Source organism: Chryseobacterium sp. CBTAP 102, from assembly GCF_003201365.1.
Lineage (GTDB): Bacteria > Bacteroidota > Bacteroidia > Flavobacteriales > Weeksellaceae > Chryseobacterium > Chryseobacterium candidae.
The window spans coordinates 42583-61486 of the sequence record NZ_QICX01000011.1 but is presented as its reverse complement, the minus strand read 5'-3'; the positions used below and the strand labels follow the sequence as shown (position 1 = coordinate 61486).

16 protein-coding genes are annotated in these 18904 nt (G+C 37.2%); 14 read left to right on the top strand and 2 right to left on the bottom strand.

Going from position 1 to position 18904, the window contains the following annotated elements:
* Positions 1 to 59 precede the first annotated feature (59 nt).
* From C8D70_RS15160 to C8D70_RS15095, 14 genes are all read left to right on the top strand, one after another.
* Positions 60 to 1265 (top strand): RsmB/NOP family class I SAM-dependent RNA methyltransferase, encoded by a 1206-nt coding sequence (locus C8D70_RS15160; protein ID WP_076596198.1) that lies wholly within the window; start codon positions 60 to 62, stop codon positions 1263 to 1265.
* Between the two features lie 188 nt (positions 1266 to 1453).
* Positions 1454 to 3121 (top strand): GLPGLI family protein, encoded by a 1668-nt coding sequence (locus C8D70_RS15155; RefSeq protein WP_110367837.1) that lies wholly within the window; start codon positions 1454 to 1456, stop codon positions 3119 to 3121.
* Positions 3122 to 3441: 320 nt separating this feature from the next.
* Positions 3442 to 5109: an asparagine synthase B gene (gene asnB / locus C8D70_RS15150; RefSeq protein WP_110367836.1), complete on the top strand. Its 1668-nt coding sequence runs from the start codon at positions 3442 to 3444 to the stop codon at positions 5107 to 5109.
* A gap of 292 nt (positions 5110 to 5401) precedes the next feature.
* Positions 5402 to 6244, top strand: coding sequence for a hypothetical protein (locus tag C8D70_RS15145; RefSeq protein ID WP_034697012.1), 843 nt, complete (start codon positions 5402 to 5404; stop codon positions 6242 to 6244).
* A 139-nt stretch (positions 6245 to 6383) separates the two neighbouring features.
* The gene (locus C8D70_RS15140; RefSeq protein ID WP_110367835.1) at positions 6384 to 7787 is read left to right on the top strand and encodes an MFS transporter; all 1404 of its coding nucleotides are present in this window, start codon (positions 6384 to 6386) and stop codon (positions 7785 to 7787) included.
* A 110-nt stretch (positions 7788 to 7897) separates the two neighbouring features.
* The gene (locus C8D70_RS15135; RefSeq protein WP_110367834.1) at positions 7898 to 8773 is read left to right on the top strand and encodes a pirin family protein; all 876 of its coding nucleotides are present in this window, start codon (positions 7898 to 7900) and stop codon (positions 8771 to 8773) included.
* Positions 8774 to 8928: 155 nt separating this feature from the next.
* Positions 8929 to 9240 carry a GNAT family N-acetyltransferase gene (locus tag C8D70_RS15130; RefSeq protein WP_076596192.1) on the top strand — a complete coding sequence of 104 codons (312 nt, stop codon included), beginning with the start codon at positions 8929 to 8931 and terminating at the stop codon, positions 9238 to 9240.
* Positions 9241 to 9301: 61 nt separating this feature from the next.
* Positions 9302 to 10201 carry a pirin family protein gene (locus tag C8D70_RS15125; protein WP_110367833.1) on the top strand — a complete coding sequence of 300 codons (900 nt, stop codon included), beginning with the start codon at positions 9302 to 9304 and terminating at the stop codon, positions 10199 to 10201.
* Between the two features lie 17 nt (positions 10202 to 10218).
* The gene (locus C8D70_RS15120; RefSeq protein ID WP_110367832.1) at positions 10219 to 10758 is read left to right on the top strand and encodes an NADPH-dependent FMN reductase; all 540 of its coding nucleotides are present in this window, start codon (positions 10219 to 10221) and stop codon (positions 10756 to 10758) included.
* On the top strand, positions 10751 to 11329 hold the full coding sequence (locus tag C8D70_RS15115) for a TMEM175 family protein (RefSeq protein ID WP_076596189.1): 579 nt from the start codon (positions 10751 to 10753) through the stop codon (positions 11327 to 11329). The genes C8D70_RS15120 and C8D70_RS15115 overlap by 8 nt, the downstream gene beginning before the upstream one ends.
* Position 11330: 1 nt before the next feature.
* Entirely contained in the window at positions 11331 to 11549 is a 219-nt protein-coding gene (locus tag C8D70_RS15110; protein WP_076596188.1) for a (4Fe-4S)-binding protein, read from the top strand.
* Positions 11549 to 11944 (top strand): OsmC family protein, encoded by a 396-nt coding sequence (locus C8D70_RS15105; RefSeq protein ID WP_076596187.1) that lies wholly within the window; start codon positions 11549 to 11551, stop codon positions 11942 to 11944. Before C8D70_RS15110 ends, C8D70_RS15105 begins: the two co-directional genes overlap by 1 nt.
* A gap of 1 nt (position 11945) precedes the next feature.
* Complete coding sequence (locus C8D70_RS15100) at positions 11946 to 12233, top strand: GNAT family N-acetyltransferase (RefSeq protein WP_170872074.1); 288 nt, start codon at positions 11946 to 11948, stop codon at positions 12231 to 12233.
* Positions 12234 to 12418: 185 nt separating this feature from the next.
* Positions 12419 to 13978, top strand: a complete 1560-nt coding sequence (locus C8D70_RS15095) for a sodium:solute symporter (RefSeq protein ID WP_076596186.1) — start codon at positions 12419 to 12421, stop codon at positions 13976 to 13978.
* A gap of 75 nt (positions 13979 to 14053) precedes the next feature.
* On the opposite strand, the gene C8D70_RS15090 is transcribed toward C8D70_RS15095, so the two are convergent.
* Positions 14054 to 16285, bottom strand: coding sequence for a reprolysin-like metallopeptidase (locus C8D70_RS15090; RefSeq protein WP_110367831.1), 2232 nt, complete (start codon positions 16283 to 16285; stop codon positions 14054 to 14056).
* Between the two features lie 280 nt (positions 16286 to 16565).
* On the bottom strand, positions 16566 to 18800 hold the full coding sequence (locus C8D70_RS15085) for a reprolysin-like metallopeptidase (RefSeq protein WP_110367830.1): 2235 nt from the start codon (positions 18798 to 18800) through the stop codon (positions 16566 to 16568).
* Between the last annotated feature and the right edge of the window lie 104 nt (positions 18801 to 18904).

The following is an 18904-nucleotide window of genomic DNA, read 5'->3' as shown; positions in this document are numbered from 1 at the left end:
AATCCTCAACTCTCAATTAAAAGTCGTATTTTTGCAGATTCAAACAGCGAAGCAAATTTATGGAACTTATTCACAGAAACTTGGCAATCGGAATTCACGATGCCTTACAGGAGACATTTTTTGAAAAAAACAAATATGCCGATAAAGTTATCGAAAGACTTTTGAAAGCAAACAGAAAATGGGGAAGCCAGGACAGAGCCGTTGTTTCTGAAATTTTTTACAATATTATCCGTTGGAAAAAACGCCTTGAATACTACATGGGTGAAGGCGTGAAACCTAATAATATCTACAAACTGATTATTGCGTATTTACTCTGGAGTAAAACTAATTATAAAAAATTTGAAGAATTTGACGGAATCAAAATCGCCGATATTCTTACTAAACTTAAAAAGAACACTGTTCCTACAAAAGCAATAGAACACTCTATTCCTGAATGGCTGGCTGAAACACTTGAAAAAGAACTGGGTGCCAGCTGGGAAAAAGAAATGGCTGCTTTAAATGAGCAGGCTCCTACCGTATTAAGAGCAAACTCTTTAAGAACTACAACCAAAGAACTTATTTCCGATCTTTCAGACGAGGGTGTTGTTTCTTTTCCTATTAAAAATTATCCTGATGCTGTTCAGCTGGAAGAAAAGAAAAACGTTTTCCTTACTACAGCTTTCAAAGAAGGATTATTTGAAGTTCAGGATGCTTCTTCTCAGAAAATCGGGTATTTCCTTGATGTAAAAGAAGGACAAAGAGTAGTAGATGCATGTGCTGGTGCTGGTGGAAAAACACTTCACCTGGCAGCATTAATGAAAAACAAAGGGCAGATTGTAGCGTTGGACATCTTCGAATGGAAGCTTGCCGAACTGAAGCGTCGTGCCAAAAGAGCCGGAGCCCACAATATTGAAACCCGTATGATTTCTGACAACAAAGTGATCAAGCGTCTTCATGAAAAAGCTGACAGACTTCTGATTGATGCACCGTGTTCAGGTCTTGGAGTTTTGAAAAGAAATCCGGATAGTAAGTGGAAAATTGATCAGGATTTTATTGACAGAATTAAAAAGGAGCAGCAGCAGATCCTTCAGGACTATTCTAAAATGCTTAAAAAAGGAGGAAAAATGGTATACGCTACCTGTTCCATCCTTCCATCTGAAAACAATCTTCAGGTAGAAGAATTTGTCAAAAACAATCCTGGATTCAAAATGATTAAAGATGAAAAAGTAATGCCTAGCGAAGGCTATGACGGATTCTATATGGCTTTGATTGAGAGAGTTTCTTAATCCAAATCCAACAAACAATACATTAAACTACTCTATTTCCAGAGTAGTTTTTTTGTTTCAGAAACTTTCTGAAAAAATTGTAACAATTTTTGTAACATTTCACACCTATTGTCTACTAACTGTATAGATTAAAACCGGTTTGACGCTGTAAGAAGTTTAGAATACCTTTGCAGCAAACTCATTTATTTATGCATACAAGAATCGTTTTCAATTTTGTGGCTGTTTTTTTATACTGTCTGTTTTCTGCACAGACCTATGAAATTCATTATACCAGCTCTTATAACGGAAAAGCAATAACAGATCAGCCTTCTACCATCGTTTGGGTTAATGAGAAAGAAAACTTCATTCTCAACAGCACAATCAAAGAACAAAAAAGCAGCTATCCTTATGAGATAACAAAAGTAGAAAAGTCTTCCAACACTATTGTATCTTACGCATTTTTAAAACCGGGATCAATTATTTCATCATCAGACACTGAATCTGTAGGAAAACAGAATTTTGAACTGACCAATGAAACCAAAAAAATATTGGGCTACCAATGTAAAAAAGCAGTGACAAAAGTCAATTCAAATACCATTGAAGTCTGGTACACCAATGATTTAAAACTGAAAGGCGGACCTTCTGTTTTGGGACAAAATTTAGGATTGGTTCTGGAAGTGGAGAGAAATAAAAATTCTTTAATTACAGCCAGTTCAATCAAGAAGATCAAGACTACCGGAATTGAAAATATTATCAAAGGAAATATACAGACAACAGATCAGCTCGGATATAAAGACCTTCTCTGGAAAAGCAGGTTTACCACACTGAATGTTTTTGAAAATGAAACCATCAATTTTTCTGATGCTTCAAAATCTGACGACAAGATTAAAAGATATGCCAACGGAACCATCATTCTGAAAAAAATAAAATTTCCTGAGATTACAGAAGGTGAAAATATTTTCGTAGAGCTGAAACAGCAATCCAACGGAGATGCCTATGACAGAACCGGAACCGTATTTTTCATTCCGCAGGATAAAGAAAAGTCTTTTTTTGATGGATTGGAAAAAGGAGTAAAAGCGCTTCCTGTCTACGAAAATGGAAACGGAAAGCAATATTACGGAGTTACCGCTACTGACAACTACAGCCCTGCTATGGAAATGATGCGTTTCTTCACCGCTTTTGGTATTCAGAAGTTCAATCATATTCAGCTTAAGGGCAAAGATTGGCAGACCATCAGCCCTTACCGGCAGGATATTACTGAATTAAAGCCTGCTATATCCGGAAAAGAACTGTGGATAGGAACTTTTATCGGAAATTATGATAAAGGAGGACACAGAGTAAGTCTTGATATTACGATACATAAAAGCGATCAAACTGTTAATAAAAATAATACAGCCATCCCTATATTCAACACCTTAAACATTATGGAAATGGCCGGACAGGACTATTCTACCATGTTCAATAAGGACAAAGGCCTTCTTGTGGATTTCACTTTGGATAAAGATCTGAAAAATGCTCAGCTAAGATATACCACAACAGGACACGGCGGTTGGGAAAATGGTGATGAATTTGTTCCTAAAGCGAATTCTATATTCGTGGATGGAAACGCTGTATTTTCTTTTGTACCTTGGAGAACAGATTGTGGTTCGTACCGATTATACAATCCGGCCTCCGGAAATTTTCAGGACGGCCTTTCGTCATCAGACCTCAGCAGATCAAACTGGTGTCCGGGAACGGTTACCAATCCTGATCTCATTCCTCTGGGAGATCTGAAAGCGGGAAAACATACGATTCAGGTAAAAATTCCACAAGGCCCTACCGAAGGAACAAGCTTCAGCTCATGGAATGTTTCGGGAATATTACTGGGGGTTCAATAAAAACAAAACCTTCTTGCATGAGAATTGCAAGAAGGTAAAAACACAAATGATGAAAAAAAATTATTTCGAGCCACAAAGTAAGGGGTAAATTTCATATAATTAATTACCATATATTAATAAATATGTCATTTTTATTTCGTATAGAAGTTTTTCTATTTTCTACTCAGCGAAAAAAATTAATTAAACACTTGTCAATTTCAATAAATAGTTAAAATTTTTAACTTAAAAATATAAATTGATTAAAAAAATTCATATTCAAACATTTTTAATTGTTATTTATAAACATCACTTCTACATTTGTCCCATAAATAATAAAAATTATGTGTGGAATTGTATGTTTATTTGACGCCAAACAAAAAACCGAAGTATTAAGACCTCAGGTATTGGAGATGTCAAAAAAAATCCGTCACAGAGGACCGGATTGGAGTGGCGTTTTTCAGGACGAAAAAGTAATTTTTTCCCATGAACGACTTGCTATTGTAGATCCTACCTCCGGAAAACAGCCTTTATTTACAAAAGACGGAAAAGTAGTATTAGCTGTAAACGGCGAAATCTACAACCATAGAGAACTCAAAGAAGAATTTCCGGATTATGAATTTCAGACCCAGTCGGACTGTGAAGTGATTCTAGCCCTTTACAGAAAATACGGAAAAGATTTCGTAGAAAAACTCAACGGAATTTTTGCCTTCGCTTTATATGATACTGAAAACGATATTTATCTTATTGCGCGCGATCATATGGGAATCTGTCCGCTTTATCAGGGCTGGGACAAAAACGGAAATTATTACGTTGCTTCAGAATTAAAAGCACTTGAAGGCATCTGTAAAAAAATAGAAACATTCCTGCCTGGCCATTTTGTTTACAGCAAAGACGGCGCTGAGCTTCAGCAATGGTATGCAAGAGACTGGGACAGCTTTGATCATGTAAAAGACAATGAGACCGATATCTCAAAACTGAGAAAAGGTCTTGAAGATGCCGTTCACAGACAGCTGATGAGTGATGTTCCTTATGGAGTGCTTCTTTCAGGAGGTTTAGATTCATCTGTCATTTCTGCCATCACAGCGAAATTTGCCCGTCAGAGAATAGAAAGCGGCGATACACAGGAAGCCTGGTATCCGAGACTTCACAGTTTTGCAGTAGGATTGGTGGGTTCTCCGGATCTTGCAGCGGCTCAAAAAGCTGCAGAACACATTGGATCTGTTCACCATGAGGTTAACTTTACTGTTCAGGAAGGTCTGGATGCCGTACGTGATGTAATTTATCATCTCGAAACTTATGATGTAACCACCATAAGAGCATCCACCCCGATGTATCTTTTAGCAAGAGTCATCAAATCTATGGGAATTAAAATGGTTCTTTCAGGAGAAGGTTCTGATGAATTGTTCGGAGGTTATCTATATTTCCATAAAGCTCCTGATGCAAAAGAATTCCACGATGAAACAGTGAGAAAACTGGGCAAACTTCACCTTTATGATTGCTTAAGAGCTAACAAAGCCTTGATGAGCTGGGGAATTGAAGGAAGAGTACCATTCCTTGACAAAGAGTTTATGGATATTGCGATGACCATTAACCCTCAGGATAAAATGATCAATACGGCTGAAGGAAAAATTGAAAAATGGGTCTTAAGAAAGGCTTTTGAAGATGTTCTTCCGGATTCTATTGTATGGAGACAGAAAGAACAGTTCTCTGATGGTGTAGGATATTCATGGATCGACACTTTAAAAGAAGTAGCCGAAAAAGAAGTAACGGATGAAATGATGGCGAATGCAAGATTCAGATTCCCGCTGAACACTCCTCAGAATAAAGAAGAATACCGATACAGAACTATTTTTGAAGAACATTTTCCAAGTGAAACTGCTGCCGCCACTGTTCCGTCTGTTCCATCTGTGGCATGCTCCACACCTATTGCTTTGGAATGGGACGAAGCCTTCAAAAAAATGAACGATCCAAGCGGAAGAGCAGTGAAGGTGCATGAAACTTCGTATTAGAAAGGAAAACTGATGAATAGTCAATCCGCTGCGCTTGTGAATTTGTTGCGGGATTCGGGTTTTCGAGATTATGAGTTTAATATTCACATACGAAGCAAAAATTCACTATTGACCATTCACTTGTAAAGCAAAATTCGTTATTAACATGTATATTTTTCACATTTAAACATCTAACTCTCTCAGTTATAATTTATCAATCCTGTAGCAATACAGGATTTTTTCTTGAATTAACAATAACAATATGGCATAATTTAACTCACAATCCAAAATAATATCTAATAAATAATTATATTTGGAAAACGAAAATATCAATTATAAAAAAATGAGAAGAAACCTTACTGTTTTATTTGCCTTATTAGCCATAAGTTTTGCTTTTGGACAGGGAAAATATGGCAAATATCTGAATTCAAAGAAGCTTGCTTTGGCTTATAAGAGTGTGAAAGACCAAGATAAGGATGACTACTATCAACAATTCTACTGGCTGGTTAAAGCAGAGCAACTGAAAACTTATCCTCACCTTAAAGATATAAAGCCTGTCGTTTTATATGAATTTGTAAAATATGTAAACCCTCAGAACCCGACAAAAAAACTGGATGCAAGAGGTAAAGAGCTGAGAGCAACTGCCGAATTATCATTAAATCAATATTTTAAAAATAAAAAATTTGAAAATAATTCTGTTTTAATGTATAACCTTGAAACATATGTAGATCCTTCAAAAGGTCAGTATTATACTAAAGTAGATCCGGAAAAAATCAAGGAACTTGTACCGAAGGAATTATTTGCTTTCAACTCATTCAACAGAAATATAGGAGAAGAAAAAACATATTACCTTTGGATTGATAAGAAAAAGGATGATCTGAATATTGTAGATATCATCCCTAGCGAAAAAGAAGACAAAGCTTTCTACACAAGATTGAAACAATATCTTCCAAGCTATAAATTTTCAAAATACGTTCCTTCTGTAAAAAAAGGAAACAAATCTGATAAAACAGATATCGAATATTACTATATCATGCCATTTGAGCAGAATACCGATAACATCGAATATAAAACAAAGGATTTCAAAACTTTTACCTTAAGCCAGTATAGAAAAGCCGGTGATGAATGGAAAGGAGTAGAAAAACCTAGAAAATAAATCAAAAAGTCCTGTGAAATCTCGCAGGACTTTTTTAATTTTATATGGATTTCATGATCTAAGGATCAGACCGCTTAAAGCAAACAAGTTCTTCAAATAAAAATAAGCCTGGATATTTTCAATGTTCAGCCTATACAAAATGACAGAAACAAGCATACAACAGACATCCATAAAAAAAATACTTCCCCTGATTCTAGCCACTGCTATTTTTATGCAAATGCTGGATTCAACTATTCTGAACACTTCCCTGCCTGCTATTGCTAAAGACCTGAAAGAGTCTCCGCTTAACATGCAGAACGCCATCATCAGCTATGTTCTGACATTAGCCGTTTTTATGCCCGCCAGTGGATTTCTGGCAGACCGGTTTGGAACAAAAAAAGTATTTATCTTTTCATTAATCCTCTTCAGTTTAGGCTCACTATTTTGTTCCCTTTCTCAAAACCTCACCCATTTGGTTATTTCAAGAGTTGTTCAGGGAGTTGGAGGAAGCCTGATGACTCCTGTAGGAAAACTAGCATTGATCAAAACATTTGACAAAAATGAACTGCTCAAAGCCATGAATTTCGCTATCATCCCGGCACTTATCGGTCCTGTACTCGGTCCATTAGTAGGAGGTTATATGGTAGATTATCTTTCCTGGCACTGGATCTTTCTGATCAATATTCCAATTGGTTTTTTAGGAATTATTTTAGGATTGAAATTCATGCCCGATTACAAATCCGATGATGTTGATTTTGATTTAAAAGGTTTTCTGATTTTTGCAGCTGCTTCCCTCCTGCTTTCTGTCTCATTGGAACTCTTTGGAGACATGCAGAATATTACACCGGTCTTACTGGTGTTTATCATGGGATTTCTGTTTCTGTACTATTATTACAAACATGCAAAAAGAGGAGGAAATCCTATTTTCCCATTAAATCTTTTTCAGGTAAGAACTTTCCGTGTGGGTATTGTAGGAAACCTGGCCACCCGATTGGGAATCAGCTCTGTTCCGCTATTGCTTCCGCTGATGATTCAGGTTGCCTATAAACAGTCTGCAGTAACTTCGGGCTGGATCATTGCTCCCATGGCTTTAACGGCCATCTTCGGAAAATCCTCTGTTATAAAAATTTTAGATCAATACGGCTACCGTCAGACTTTAATGGTGAATACATTTATCATCGGAACATTAATATGTCTTCTCGCCATTCCGAACATTCATACTTCCCTATACTGGTTTGTTCCCATTATTGCGGTGTTAGGCTTTTTCAACTCGATACAGTTCACCTCCATGAACACCATTTCTATTGCTGATCTTCGAAATTTTCAGACCAGCAGCGGAAACTCATTAATTTCCGTTAATCAGCAATTAGCCATCGGTTTCGGAATTGCCTTTGGACTGATTGTTTTAAAACTATTTGAAAATACAGATCTGATTAAAGGAGAAATTCACAACGCATTCCGGTTAACCTTTCTCACGGTAGGAATACTGACAATTTTGTCCGGATTTGTTTTCAGAAGACTGCATATTTCGGATGGAAAGAATATGAAATCTAAGGAAGAATAGCCCCAATCCGACCTTTTACTTTTCATATTTTACTCCCCTACGAACTTAACACAGATCAATGCTTTTCGCATATAACAATGGTAATTTTGTTTACATAAATCAACAATGTGATGGCAACTAAAAAAATAGAAATCGTAGTATCTCCAAGACCTGCACACTTTGTAGGCGACGGATTCAGGGTTCATAATTTCATTCCTGGAATACCTGGATTGGATATGAAAAGAATGGATCCGTTTATTATGCTGGATTACAATTCAAAATTTCATTTCAACGGATCAGACAGGCCGAGAGGTGTCGGAGTGCATCCTCACAGAGGTTTTGAAACGGTAACCATAGCCTATAGCGGAAAGGTAGAACACCATGACAGCGCTGGCGGCGGCGGTATTATCGGTGAAGGTGATGTTCAATGGATGACAGCAGCCAAAGGAGTTCTTCACAAAGAATACCATGAAACAGAATGGGCAAAAGAAGGAGGAATCTTTCAGATGGTTCAGCTTTGGGTGAATCTTCCGGCAAAGGATAAAATGAGCTGCCCAAAATACCAGGCTATAGAAAACGCAGCAATGGAAAAAGTTGATCTGGGTGAAAATGGCTACGTAGAGGTAATTGCCGGAGAATATAATGGTCATAAAGGACCTGCAAGCACTTTTACTCCGCTCCACATGATGAATGCAAAGCTTAAGACAGGAGGAAAAGCGGAATTTAATTTCCCTGCCCATTTCAATACTGCAGCTTTGGTAATTGAAGGAAGTATTATCATTAATGGAGAAGAAACCGTTAAATCCGATCATTTTGCCTTGTTTAAAAATGAAGGTGAAACGTTTACCATTGAAGCGAAAGAAGATGCTGTTGTTTTAATCATCAGCGGAGAGCCTATCAATGAACCTATTTATCCTCATGGTCCTTTTGTGATGAATTCCAGAGAAGAAATCATGCAGGCTTTCGAGGATTTTAATACCGGAAAATTCGGATACCTGGAAGATTAAAAAGAATTAAATTTATCTTAATCTTTGATTATTCCTTTTTTTATTAACTTTATATAATGACAAACCTTATAGGTTTTATAAACCTGTAAGGTTTAATTGTTTTAATACGCAATTTCCTTCTATATAGGAAACATAGCATTTTTAGTACAAATATTATGAAACCAGAATTTGAAAATATACCTCTTGTAAAAGCCGAAAAAAGATTTGAAATAGAATTCAATGGGCATTATGCATTTATTGATTACCGTGAAACCATGCACCAGATTTCTTTAGTACATACAGAAGCAGAACCGGAACTGGCCGGAACAGGTGCAGCTGCTGCGGTAGTAGAGAAAACATTGAATTATATTGAAGAAAACGGAAAAAAGCTTCTTCCATTCTGTCCTTATGTTTTCGCTTTTATCAAAAAACATCCTGAATGGAAACGCATCGTGGATGAGAAATTTGAAGGCTATGATAAACTTTAAATCTTCATCAGAACTCATCAATTGATTAAAAAAACAATATCTTAAAAAGTATCACATTACCATGTCAAATATTGGACTTATTATTGAAGAAAAAGCAGCAGATATCGGAAATTTCCTGGTAGGAAGACTTCTTCCTTTCCGTGAGAAAAGAGCGGTTGGCCCTTTCGTGTTTATAGACCATATGGGCCCTTCAGAATTGAAAGAATATCAGAATCTTGATGTTCCGCCACACCCGCATATCGGATTATCTACATTAACTTACCTGCTGGAAGGTTCCATCTTTCACAGAGACAGTATTGGAAGTGCTATAGAAATAAAACCGGGTGCTGTTAACTGGATGACTGCCGGAAAAGGAGTTGTACATTCAGAAAGAACGCCTGAATATTTAAGACACAGTGATAAAAGACTTCACGGTTTTCAGATCTGGGTAGGTCTTCCGAAGCATCTTGAGCAGTCTGAACCTACTTTTCATCATATTGAAGCGGATGAAATTCCGGTTTGGGAAGAAGATGGTATTCAGTATAAATTAATTGCCGGCGAAGCGTTTGGAAGAACGTCTGCGGTTCCGGTGCACAGCAAATTATTTTTCCTTGAAATCAAGACAAAAGAGACGAAGAAAATAAGCATCGGGAAAGATCTTTACGGAGAAGCAGCTATGTATGTTCTGGATGGAACCGTAACTACTGATGGAAATTCTTATGGTTCAAAACAGCTGATGATCGCCAAAGATACCAAACTTTGCGAATTTGAGATGAGTGAAAACGGAACGGTATATCTTTTCGGTGGTGAACCATTTGATGAAGAGCGTTTTATATTCTGGAATTTTGTTAACTCTGATAAAGAATTAATTGAAAAGGCAAAAGTAAACTGGAATGACCAGAATCACGAAGCATTTCCTTTGGTTCCGGGTGATGAAAACGAATATGTTCCGCTTCCAAAGGCTATTTTAAACAGAAAATAATTTCAGCTCAGATTAACATGAAAATATTAGCATTTGCCGGAAGTACGTCTTCCACTTCTATCAACAGGGAACTGGTAAAATTTGTTCTGAAAGATTTTCAGGATGAGGAAATCAATCTGATCGACCTCAACGATTTCATCATGCCAGTATTCTCTGTAGACCTTGAAAAGAAGGGTTTTCCGGAGGAAGCCCACCAGTTTTTAAAAGCTATTGAGGAATGTGATGTGATCATCTGCTCGCTGGCGGAACACAACCGTTCTTACAGCGCCGCTTTTAAAAATGTCTTTGACTGGTCTTCGAGGATTAATGTAAAAGTATTCCAGAACAAGCCCATGCTGCTGATGAGCACCTCTCCCGGAGGTTATGGCGGCGGAAATGTAATGAATACGGCCAAAACGTTTTTCCCCCAGTTTGCAGCAGACATCAAGGATACTTTTTCACTGCCTAAATTTTACGAAAATTTCGATTTGGAAAGCGGTGTGATCAACCCCGATATGCTGAATGATCTGAAAAGTAAAATACAAAATTTTAAAAATCAAGTTAAAACGAATGACTAAAGGAAGACTTGAGGCTTTCAGTGACGGTGTTCTTGCTATTATCATCACTATTATGGTACTTGAACTTAAAGTACCGGAAGGAAACAGCTGGGCAGACCTCAAACCTCTCCTTCCTAAGTTTCTGGCCTATATTTTCAGTTTTATTTATGTAGGAATCTACTGGAACAATCATCATCACCTGTTTCAGACGGTAAAGAAAGTAAATGGAGCCGTCCTTTGGGCTAATCTTCACCTTCTGTTCTGGCTTTCTCTGATGCCTGTTGCTACGGAATGGATCGGGGCTACCGGTTTTGCAAAAAATCCTGTTGCGGTCTATGGTATCGGTCTCATTATGTCGGCTATTGCTTATACGATTCTGGAACATAGCATCATCAGGTTTGAAGGTGAAGAATCAAAGCTGAAAGAAGCTATTCATTCGAAATATAAAGAGTATATCTCCATTATATTTTATGTCCTTGGAATCGCAACTTCATTTTTTTATCCTTATATTGCCATAGGTTTTTATTATATCGTGGCTCTTATATGGCTGATTCCGGACCGAAGAATTGAAAAAATATTAAAAGAAAATTGATATGGAAACACACGAATATCCTAACGGTAACATTACCGTCATCTGGCAGCCTAAGAAATGTACTCACTCTGCCATATGCGTAAAAACACTTCCGAAAGTCTACAATCCTAAAGAAAGACCCTGGATAAAAGCAGAAAACGCCAATCCCGAAGAACTAAAAAATCAGATCGACTTATGCCCTTCCGGTGCATTAAGTTATAAATTCAATACAGAAAAATAATGGCGATAACCGTAAAAGCAAGTCTGGGAAAAACAAAATATTATACAGAAGTAACAGCCGGCGAAAATACAATCATTACGGATGAACCGATTGATAAAGGCGGACAGAACAAAGGTCTTAATCCTATGGAAATCCTGGCTACATCACTGGCAAGCTGTACAGCAGCTACCTTGAGAATGTATATTGAAAGAAAAGAATGGGACGTGGAAAACATTCATGTTGAAGTAGAGCTTGAAAATTTTCCATTAACAAAAAGAGCCGTATTCAAAAGAGACATAAGTTTTGAAGGTGTTCTGGATGATGAGCAGCTGAAAAGACTGCACACTATTGCGGACGCATGCCCTGTTCATAAAATATTAACCAACGACATAGAAATACTAACTAAATTCTCATAACATGATCGAAGTAAAACAAAACAACGACGAAAAACACGGAAGTTTTGAAGCTTTCACAGATGGAAGACGCGCAGGAATGATGACGTATACCTGGGCCGGAGAAGAAAGATTTATTATAGACCACACCGAGGTGGAAGAAGCCTACAACGGAAAAGGTGTGGGCAAGGAAATGCTTCTGGCTGCGGTAGATTTTGCCAGAAAAAATAATAAGAAAATTATTCCCCTCTGCCCTTTCGCTAAAGCAAGTTTTCAGAAAAGTGAGGAACTTCAGGATGTTTTAGTGAATTAGTCACTGTATTACACCCTTACAATACAACCCTTTCAGAACAGTCTCTGGAAGGGTTGTATTTTTAATAAAAAACATTGACTGAAAGCAAATTAACAATTGCAATCTGTTATGAAATGAACAGGATTTTAAATTCATGAGCCACGACTGATCTTTTTTATATATTTGCTAAAATTTAAAAATCAAGAATGAATCCAGGAACTATCCTTTTGTTATTTGTTTTCGTCTATTTTATCGGTCTTTTGGTGATTTCTTATTTCACCAGCCGGAATTCGGACAACCAGTCTTTTTTTATCGGTAACAAAAAGAGTAAATGGTGGCTCGTAGCATTCGGTATGATAGGAACCAGCTTAAGCGGGGTTACTTTTATTTCCGTTCCGGGAACAGTCGGAAAAATGACCGGCTCCGAATATATTTACGGAGGTTTTGAGTACTATATGATGGTGATCGGTTTCTTCATCGGATATTTTATTGTTGCAGCAATATTGCTCCCACTCTATTATAAGATGAATCTGACGTCTATTTACACGTATCTGGGAAAAAGATTCAATGTGGAGGCGCATAAAATAGGTTCTATCTTTTTTATTATTTCAAGAGCCATTGGAGCTACTGCAAGATTATATCTGGTAGTGAATGTTTTACAGATATTTTTACTTGAAGGATTGGGAGTTCCGTTCTGGGTAACTTCTCTTGTACTTCTGTTAATGGTACTTCTGTACACTTTTGAAGGCGGTGTAAAGACCATCGTTATTACAGATACGCTGCAGACTTCTTTTATGATCATCAGTCTTGTAGCATGTATTGTTTATATTTTATCCAATCTGAATCTATCTTTTGGGGAAGCGTATACCATTCTGGAACAGAAAAATTACACTCATTTCATCAATTTTGATCCTAATTCCAAAACTTTTTTCCTGAAAACAATTCTGGGTGGAATTTTCATTACCATTGCTATGACAGGATTAGATCAGGAAATGATGCAGAAAAATATATCTGTGGACAACCTTAAGAATTCAAAGAAAAACATGCTGACCTTTGCGGGGACGCTTCTTATTGTGAATCTTGCATTCTTATTTCTGGGAGGATTGTTATACCTTTTTGCACTGCAGCATGGTGCAGAATATGGAACTATAAACGGTGAAACAGTCACAAATATTTTCGGATTTAAAGATACTGCCGGAAACATTAAAAACGTAATGGGAGACGATCTTTTCCCGGCTTTATCACTTCAGGGATACTTCCCTATGGCTATTTCTGTTATTTTCATTATTGGATTAATTTCTGCTTTATTTCCGTCTGCAGACGGAGCTTTAACTGCTGTAACTAGTTCATATTGTGTAGATCTATTAAACCTTAATGAGGATAAAACCAAAACTGAAAAAGAGAAGAAACGTCTCCGTATGAAAGTACATTTAACATTCACTGTCGTTTTCTTCATCCTGATCATGGTTTTCAAAGCATTGAATGATAAATCTATTGTGTATCTGATCATGGAAATTGCAGGATATACCTATGGACCGCTTTTAGGGCTTTTCGCCTTTGGAATTTTCACAAAGTTCCAGATTTCAAGAAAATATTCAATTCTTGCGGTGACTATTTTAGCCCCAATTCTGACGTATTTAATCAATCTTGCTGTTACCACTTATACAGATTATAAAATTGGTGTAGAACTGATTGTTCTTAACGGATTGCTGACCTTCATCGGTCTGTGGCTGGTAAAAAACAAACAACATTTAAAAGTCGTTTAATACTTTATAAAGCATAAAAAAGGCTGTTTTCAATGAAGACAGCCTTTTCTTTTGATGGGAATCAATTGAAACAGATTATTCTTTAATCCACTTAATTGTTTTCTCCAAATTCTTAGATTTAACCTTGATCAGATAGTCGCCTTTAACCAAATGAGATAAGTCAAAAGTACCTTTCTTATCATGATTCAATTTATTATTTGCCTGAGTGAATACTAATTTACCGCTTACGTCGTATACTGTAATATCATATACTTCATTTGAACTGGTGAATTTCACATTCAGTAATCCTTTACTTGGATTAGGATATACTACAAACACATCTTTATTGGCAACAGTCTCGTTCACACCCAATGTCTGAGTGATAGTGAAGTTAACAGGATTAATATTATAGAAGACGTTCGTTTCTGCCGCCACCATAATTCTGGCCTGTGTAGTATTTACGTTTGGAATAGTGATTGTCTCAGAACCATCATTTGGAGTGGAAGCCAGGATCAGGATAGGATACGTAAGACCACCGTCTGTGGAAAGGTAAATATTAACAGTAGCTGCATTCACCGGAGATGCAGTTGTATTGGCTACATTCCATGTTACTGTCTGAGTAGAATTACCTATCCAGTTTACGGCTGTAGCAGGTGCAGTTACGTTAAAAGGCCCCGAATTTCCATCAACGGTAATAACAGCATCATCATTGGCTACTCCTGCACAACCCGCATTATTATCTCTTACAGTCAGCCTGAACTCCATCGTTCTGGCATAAGATGGTCTAACCTCTCCTTTGGAAACAGTACCATTAATTACATCGGTAAGTTTCGGGAAATATCTGTAAGGAACGGTTACAGGCATAAATGATCTGAATATAGCAGCATTTCCTGATGGCGTATTCCAGTCCCCTGCCGGCCCTGCATCATTCTGCTCCCAGCAATAGGTAAGTGGATTATTTTCAGTATCTGTTGCAGAGCCTGTTAACTTAAATGGGGTTCCTTTTGGGATTGTATAATCATTTCCTGCATTAACAGCAGGCGCAGTATTAGCCACTGCTGTTGTCACTTGACATGTGAGAGACTGAACTTCTGAAGTAATGGATTCAAACGAGTTCGTATGAAAAATAGGAATACTATTAGAGCCTAAATCATTGGTACTTCCACAAATCCCGGCATATGCCATAATCGTAATTCCACTTCCGGGTTCTACAGCATGGGAAGCCTCACGATTTCCTCCTCCACAGCTTTCTGTTGTTGCATTAAAAGTATGCGGAGCCCCAAACTGGTGTCCCATTTCATGGGCTACATAATCAATATCGTAAGGATCACCCACTGGGTTTTGTGAACCGGTAATTCCGTTGGCCTTGTATGAAGAATCACATATACCCGAACCAGCTAATCCACCACCTCCGGTACTAAAGGTATGTCCTATGTCATAATTAGCTGTTCCTATTATTGAGTCGATTACCGTTTGACTTTCATCAATTAGTATACCTGCATCATCATTTCCTGTGAAAGGATCATTTGTATTACTTACAAATATAATATTGTTTTCAGTAGGAATGAGGATCAATCTTACAGCAACCTCTTGTTCGTATACTCCATTTACCCTGTTTACAGTTGTTACAATAGCAGACAAAGTTTGTGCAATAGTAGGAGCAGCTGATCCTGTTGCTGCTTCTGCATATTCGTGCGTACAGGCTACCGCTAACCGAAAAATCCTAATTTGATTTCCTACGCCTGGAGCTATTGTTTTTTGGACATTTTTTTTTCCTGATTTAAAATTCTCATCTTTTGATCCACAGCCTCTTTGCTTTTTATCAATTAAATCACCTGTTTTGTAAATGATATAATTATTGATATCCTGTTTTGCGTAAGGATCAATGTAAGTATCTTCTGATACTATTGATTTTATCTGAGCGTGGAATCCTAACTCTGTAAAATCGAGTTTTATAGTAGCATATTGATCATCTACACCCTGCCCTGTCAGCGTGATAATTTGGGGAAACTTACCGGCTAACTCCGGAGCCATTACTGAGGATTTCCATATTCTGAATTTAGCTTTAGTTCCATCAGACATTGGCAAAACAATAATTGGGGCATTATCTTTACGTTCATTATCTCTCAGCTCTGGAATTGAAGCCAGATAGCTTTTCAAGCCAGCTACATCCAACTTATAGGTAAGAAATTTTTCGGGCTGTACCGTTCTGCTTTTAAATTCTGTTTTAAGTGTACGTTCACTGATTTCAGTAAAGAAATCCTGAGCTTTTCCTAGAGAAATTGATAAAATGAATATCCCTAAATAAAATAATTTTTCAATTTTCATATGATAATGTTTTAAAAAATTTAAATATAAGAATAAAAATCATAACACAATGAATAACAGTATTTTACAAGCAAAAACCTCTATAATCAACATAAAATATAGCAAATACTACGATTCGAAAAATAATTATCCATTAATTCACATTAATCATTAAAATCTTTTAAGCTTGTATTTTCTGAAAAGCCCCCAAAAACCAGATTTCCCCATGGGTTTCAATTCAAATAAAAAAGACTGCTTTCAATTGAAGGCAGTCTTTTTTACTTTGATCAAATGAAATAGATTATTCTTTAATCCATTTGATTGTTTTCTCCAGATTCTTAGATTTAACCTTAATCAGATAATCTCCCTGAACAAGGTGCGACAAGTCAAAAGTACCTGTCTTATCATGATTCAATTTATTATTTGCCTGAGTGAACACTAATTTACCGCTTACGTCGTAAACTGTAATATCATACACTTCATTTGAATTGGTAAATTTCACATTCAGAAGTCCTTTGCTTGGATTAGGATATACTACAAACACCTCTTTATTGGCCGCGGCCTCATTAACGCCCAATGTCTGAGTGATGGTAAAGTTGATTGGATTAATGTTGTAGAAAACATTCGTTTCTGCCGCCACCATAATTCTGGCCTGTGTAGTATTTACGTTTGGAATAGTAACAGCTTCAGAACCGTCATTGGGAGTAGAAGCCAGAATCAGGGTAGGATATGTAAGACCGCCATCTGTTGAAAGATAAATATTGACAGTAGCAGCATTCACAGGAAATGCAGTTGTATTGGCTACATCCCATGTTACTGTTTGCGTTGAATTACCCGCCCAGTTTACTGCCGTTGCAGGCGCAGTGACATTAAAAGGTCCGGAATTTCCATCAACGGTAATAATAGCATCATCATTGGCTACCCCAGCACAACCCGCATTATTATCTCTTACAGTCAGCCTGAACTCCATCGTTCTTGCATAAGATGGTCTAACCTCTCCTTTGGAAACAGTACCATTGATTACATCGGTAAGTTTTGGAAAATATCTGTAAGGAACGGTTACAGGTACATATGATCTGAAAAGAGGAGCATTTAATGTTGGAGCATTCCAGTCACCTGCCGGTCCTGTATCATTCTGTTCCCAGCTGTAAGTAAGTGGATTGTTATCAATATCCGCAGCAGATCCTTCTAATCTGAACGGTGTGCTTTTAGGAATGGTATAATCACCTCCCGCATTTACTGTAGGAGCGAAATTGTTGCTGGGAAGTGTTACCTGACATGTTGTTGACTGAACTTTTGTCGTAATAGATTGGTATGATTTGGTATGGAACGTAGGAATACTGTTAGCAGCTAAATTATTAGTACTTCCACAGATTCCTGCATACGCCATAATGGTAATTCCACTTCCTGGCTCTACTGCATTGGCAGCATTACGGTTTCCATTACAACTGCCTGTAACAGCATTAAAAGTATGAGGACCTCCAAACTGATGTCCCACCTCATGAGCAACATAATCAATATCATATGGATCTCCCACTGGATTAGGAGAACCGGTAATTCCTCTTCCTTTATTGGAGTTGTTACAGATTACTCCCAATCCAGCCAATCCGCCACCTCCGGTACTGAAGGTATGACCAATATCATAATTGGCATTTCCTATCAGTAAATCAATCTGAGTCTGGCTTTCGTTAATTAATGTTCCGGCATTATTATTTCCGTTAAATGGATCTGTAGCTGCATTGGTAAAGACTACATTGGCTTCGTTATCCACTAATATCAATCTTGAAGCTACTTCCTGTTCATATACTCCATTTACTCTGTTTACTGATGTTACAATGGCGGAAAGGGTCTGCGCAACAGTAGGTGTAGCTGAACCTGTTGCTGCTACCGCATATTCTCCTGTACAAGCCACCGCTAGTCTGAAAACTCTAATTTGCGTTCCTACGCTTGGAGCTGTGGTTTTCTGAGCGTTTTTTTTTCCGGCTGGGGTATCATATTCATCTTTTACTCCACATGATCTCGGATTTTTATCAATCAAATCACTTTTTTTGTAAATGATATAATTATTGATATCCTGTTTTGCATAAGGATCTATATAAGAATCACCAGCTACTATAGATTTTATCTGCGCATGAAAGCCCAATTCTGTAAAATCAAGTTTTAGAGTAGCATATCTGTCATCAATTCCCTGTCCTGTAAAAGTAACAATCTGAGGAAACTGGCTGGCTAATCCCGGAGCCATCACTGAAGATTTCCAGATTCTGAACTTTGCTTTCGTACCGTCAGGCATTGGTAGCACAATAATCGGGGCATTATCTTTACGATCACTGTCTTTCAATTCCGGAACTGAATTAAAATAACTTTTCATTCCCGCCACATCCAATGTATAGGTGAGTGACTTTTCCGGTTGTACGGTTCTGTTTTTAGGTTCAGCTTTAATAGATCTTTCATTAATTACCGTAAAAAAATCCTGTGCTTTTCCGAAGGAAACGGATATAATAAATATCCCCAAATAAAATAATTGTTTAATTTTCATATATAATGGTATGTAATTTTTATTAATTTAATCCTTAGAGCCAAAAGCTAAAGAATAATTAGTTAAAGATTTATAATTCAAACGCTATTGAATTATAAAATTAG

Coding starts and splice junctions, on each gene's coding strand:
- C8D70_RS15100 (WP_170872074.1), top strand. CDS start 11,946: ATGATCGAAGTAAAACAAAACAACGACGAAAAACACGGAAGTTTTGAA.
- C8D70_RS15110 (WP_076596188.1), top strand. CDS start 11,331: ATGGAAACACACGAATATCCTAACGGTAACATTACCGTCATCTGGCAG.
- C8D70_RS15120 (WP_110367832.1), top strand. CDS start 10,219: ATGAAAATATTAGCATTTGCCGGAAGTACGTCTTCCACTTCTATCAAC.
- C8D70_RS15140 (WP_110367835.1), top strand. CDS start 6,384: ATGACAGAAACAAGCATACAACAGACATCCATAAAAAAAATACTTCCC.
- C8D70_RS15125 (WP_110367833.1), top strand. CDS start 9,302: ATGTCAAATATTGGACTTATTATTGAAGAAAAAGCAGCAGATATCGGA.
- C8D70_RS15095 (WP_076596186.1), top strand. CDS start 12,419: ATGAATCCAGGAACTATCCTTTTGTTATTTGTTTTCGTCTATTTTATC.
- C8D70_RS15155 (WP_110367837.1), top strand. CDS start 1,454: ATGCATACAAGAATCGTTTTCAATTTTGTGGCTGTTTTTTTATACTGT.
- asnB (WP_110367836.1), top strand. CDS start 3,442: ATGTGTGGAATTGTATGTTTATTTGACGCCAAACAAAAAACCGAAGTA.
- C8D70_RS15135 (WP_110367834.1), top strand. CDS start 7,898: ATGGCAACTAAAAAAATAGAAATCGTAGTATCTCCAAGACCTGCACAC.
- C8D70_RS15085 (WP_110367830.1), bottom strand. CDS start 18,800: ATGAAAATTAAACAATTATTTTATTTGGGGATATTTATTATATCCGTT.
- C8D70_RS15090 (WP_110367831.1), bottom strand. CDS start 16,285: ATGAAAATTGAAAAATTATTTTATTTAGGGATATTCATTTTATCAATT.
- C8D70_RS15105 (WP_076596187.1), top strand. CDS start 11,549: ATGGCGATAACCGTAAAAGCAAGTCTGGGAAAAACAAAATATTATACA.
- C8D70_RS15115 (WP_076596189.1), top strand. CDS start 10,751: ATGACTAAAGGAAGACTTGAGGCTTTCAGTGACGGTGTTCTTGCTATT.
- C8D70_RS15160 (WP_076596198.1), top strand. CDS start 60: ATGGAACTTATTCACAGAAACTTGGCAATCGGAATTCACGATGCCTTA.
- C8D70_RS15130 (WP_076596192.1), top strand. CDS start 8,929: ATGAAACCAGAATTTGAAAATATACCTCTTGTAAAAGCCGAAAAAAGA.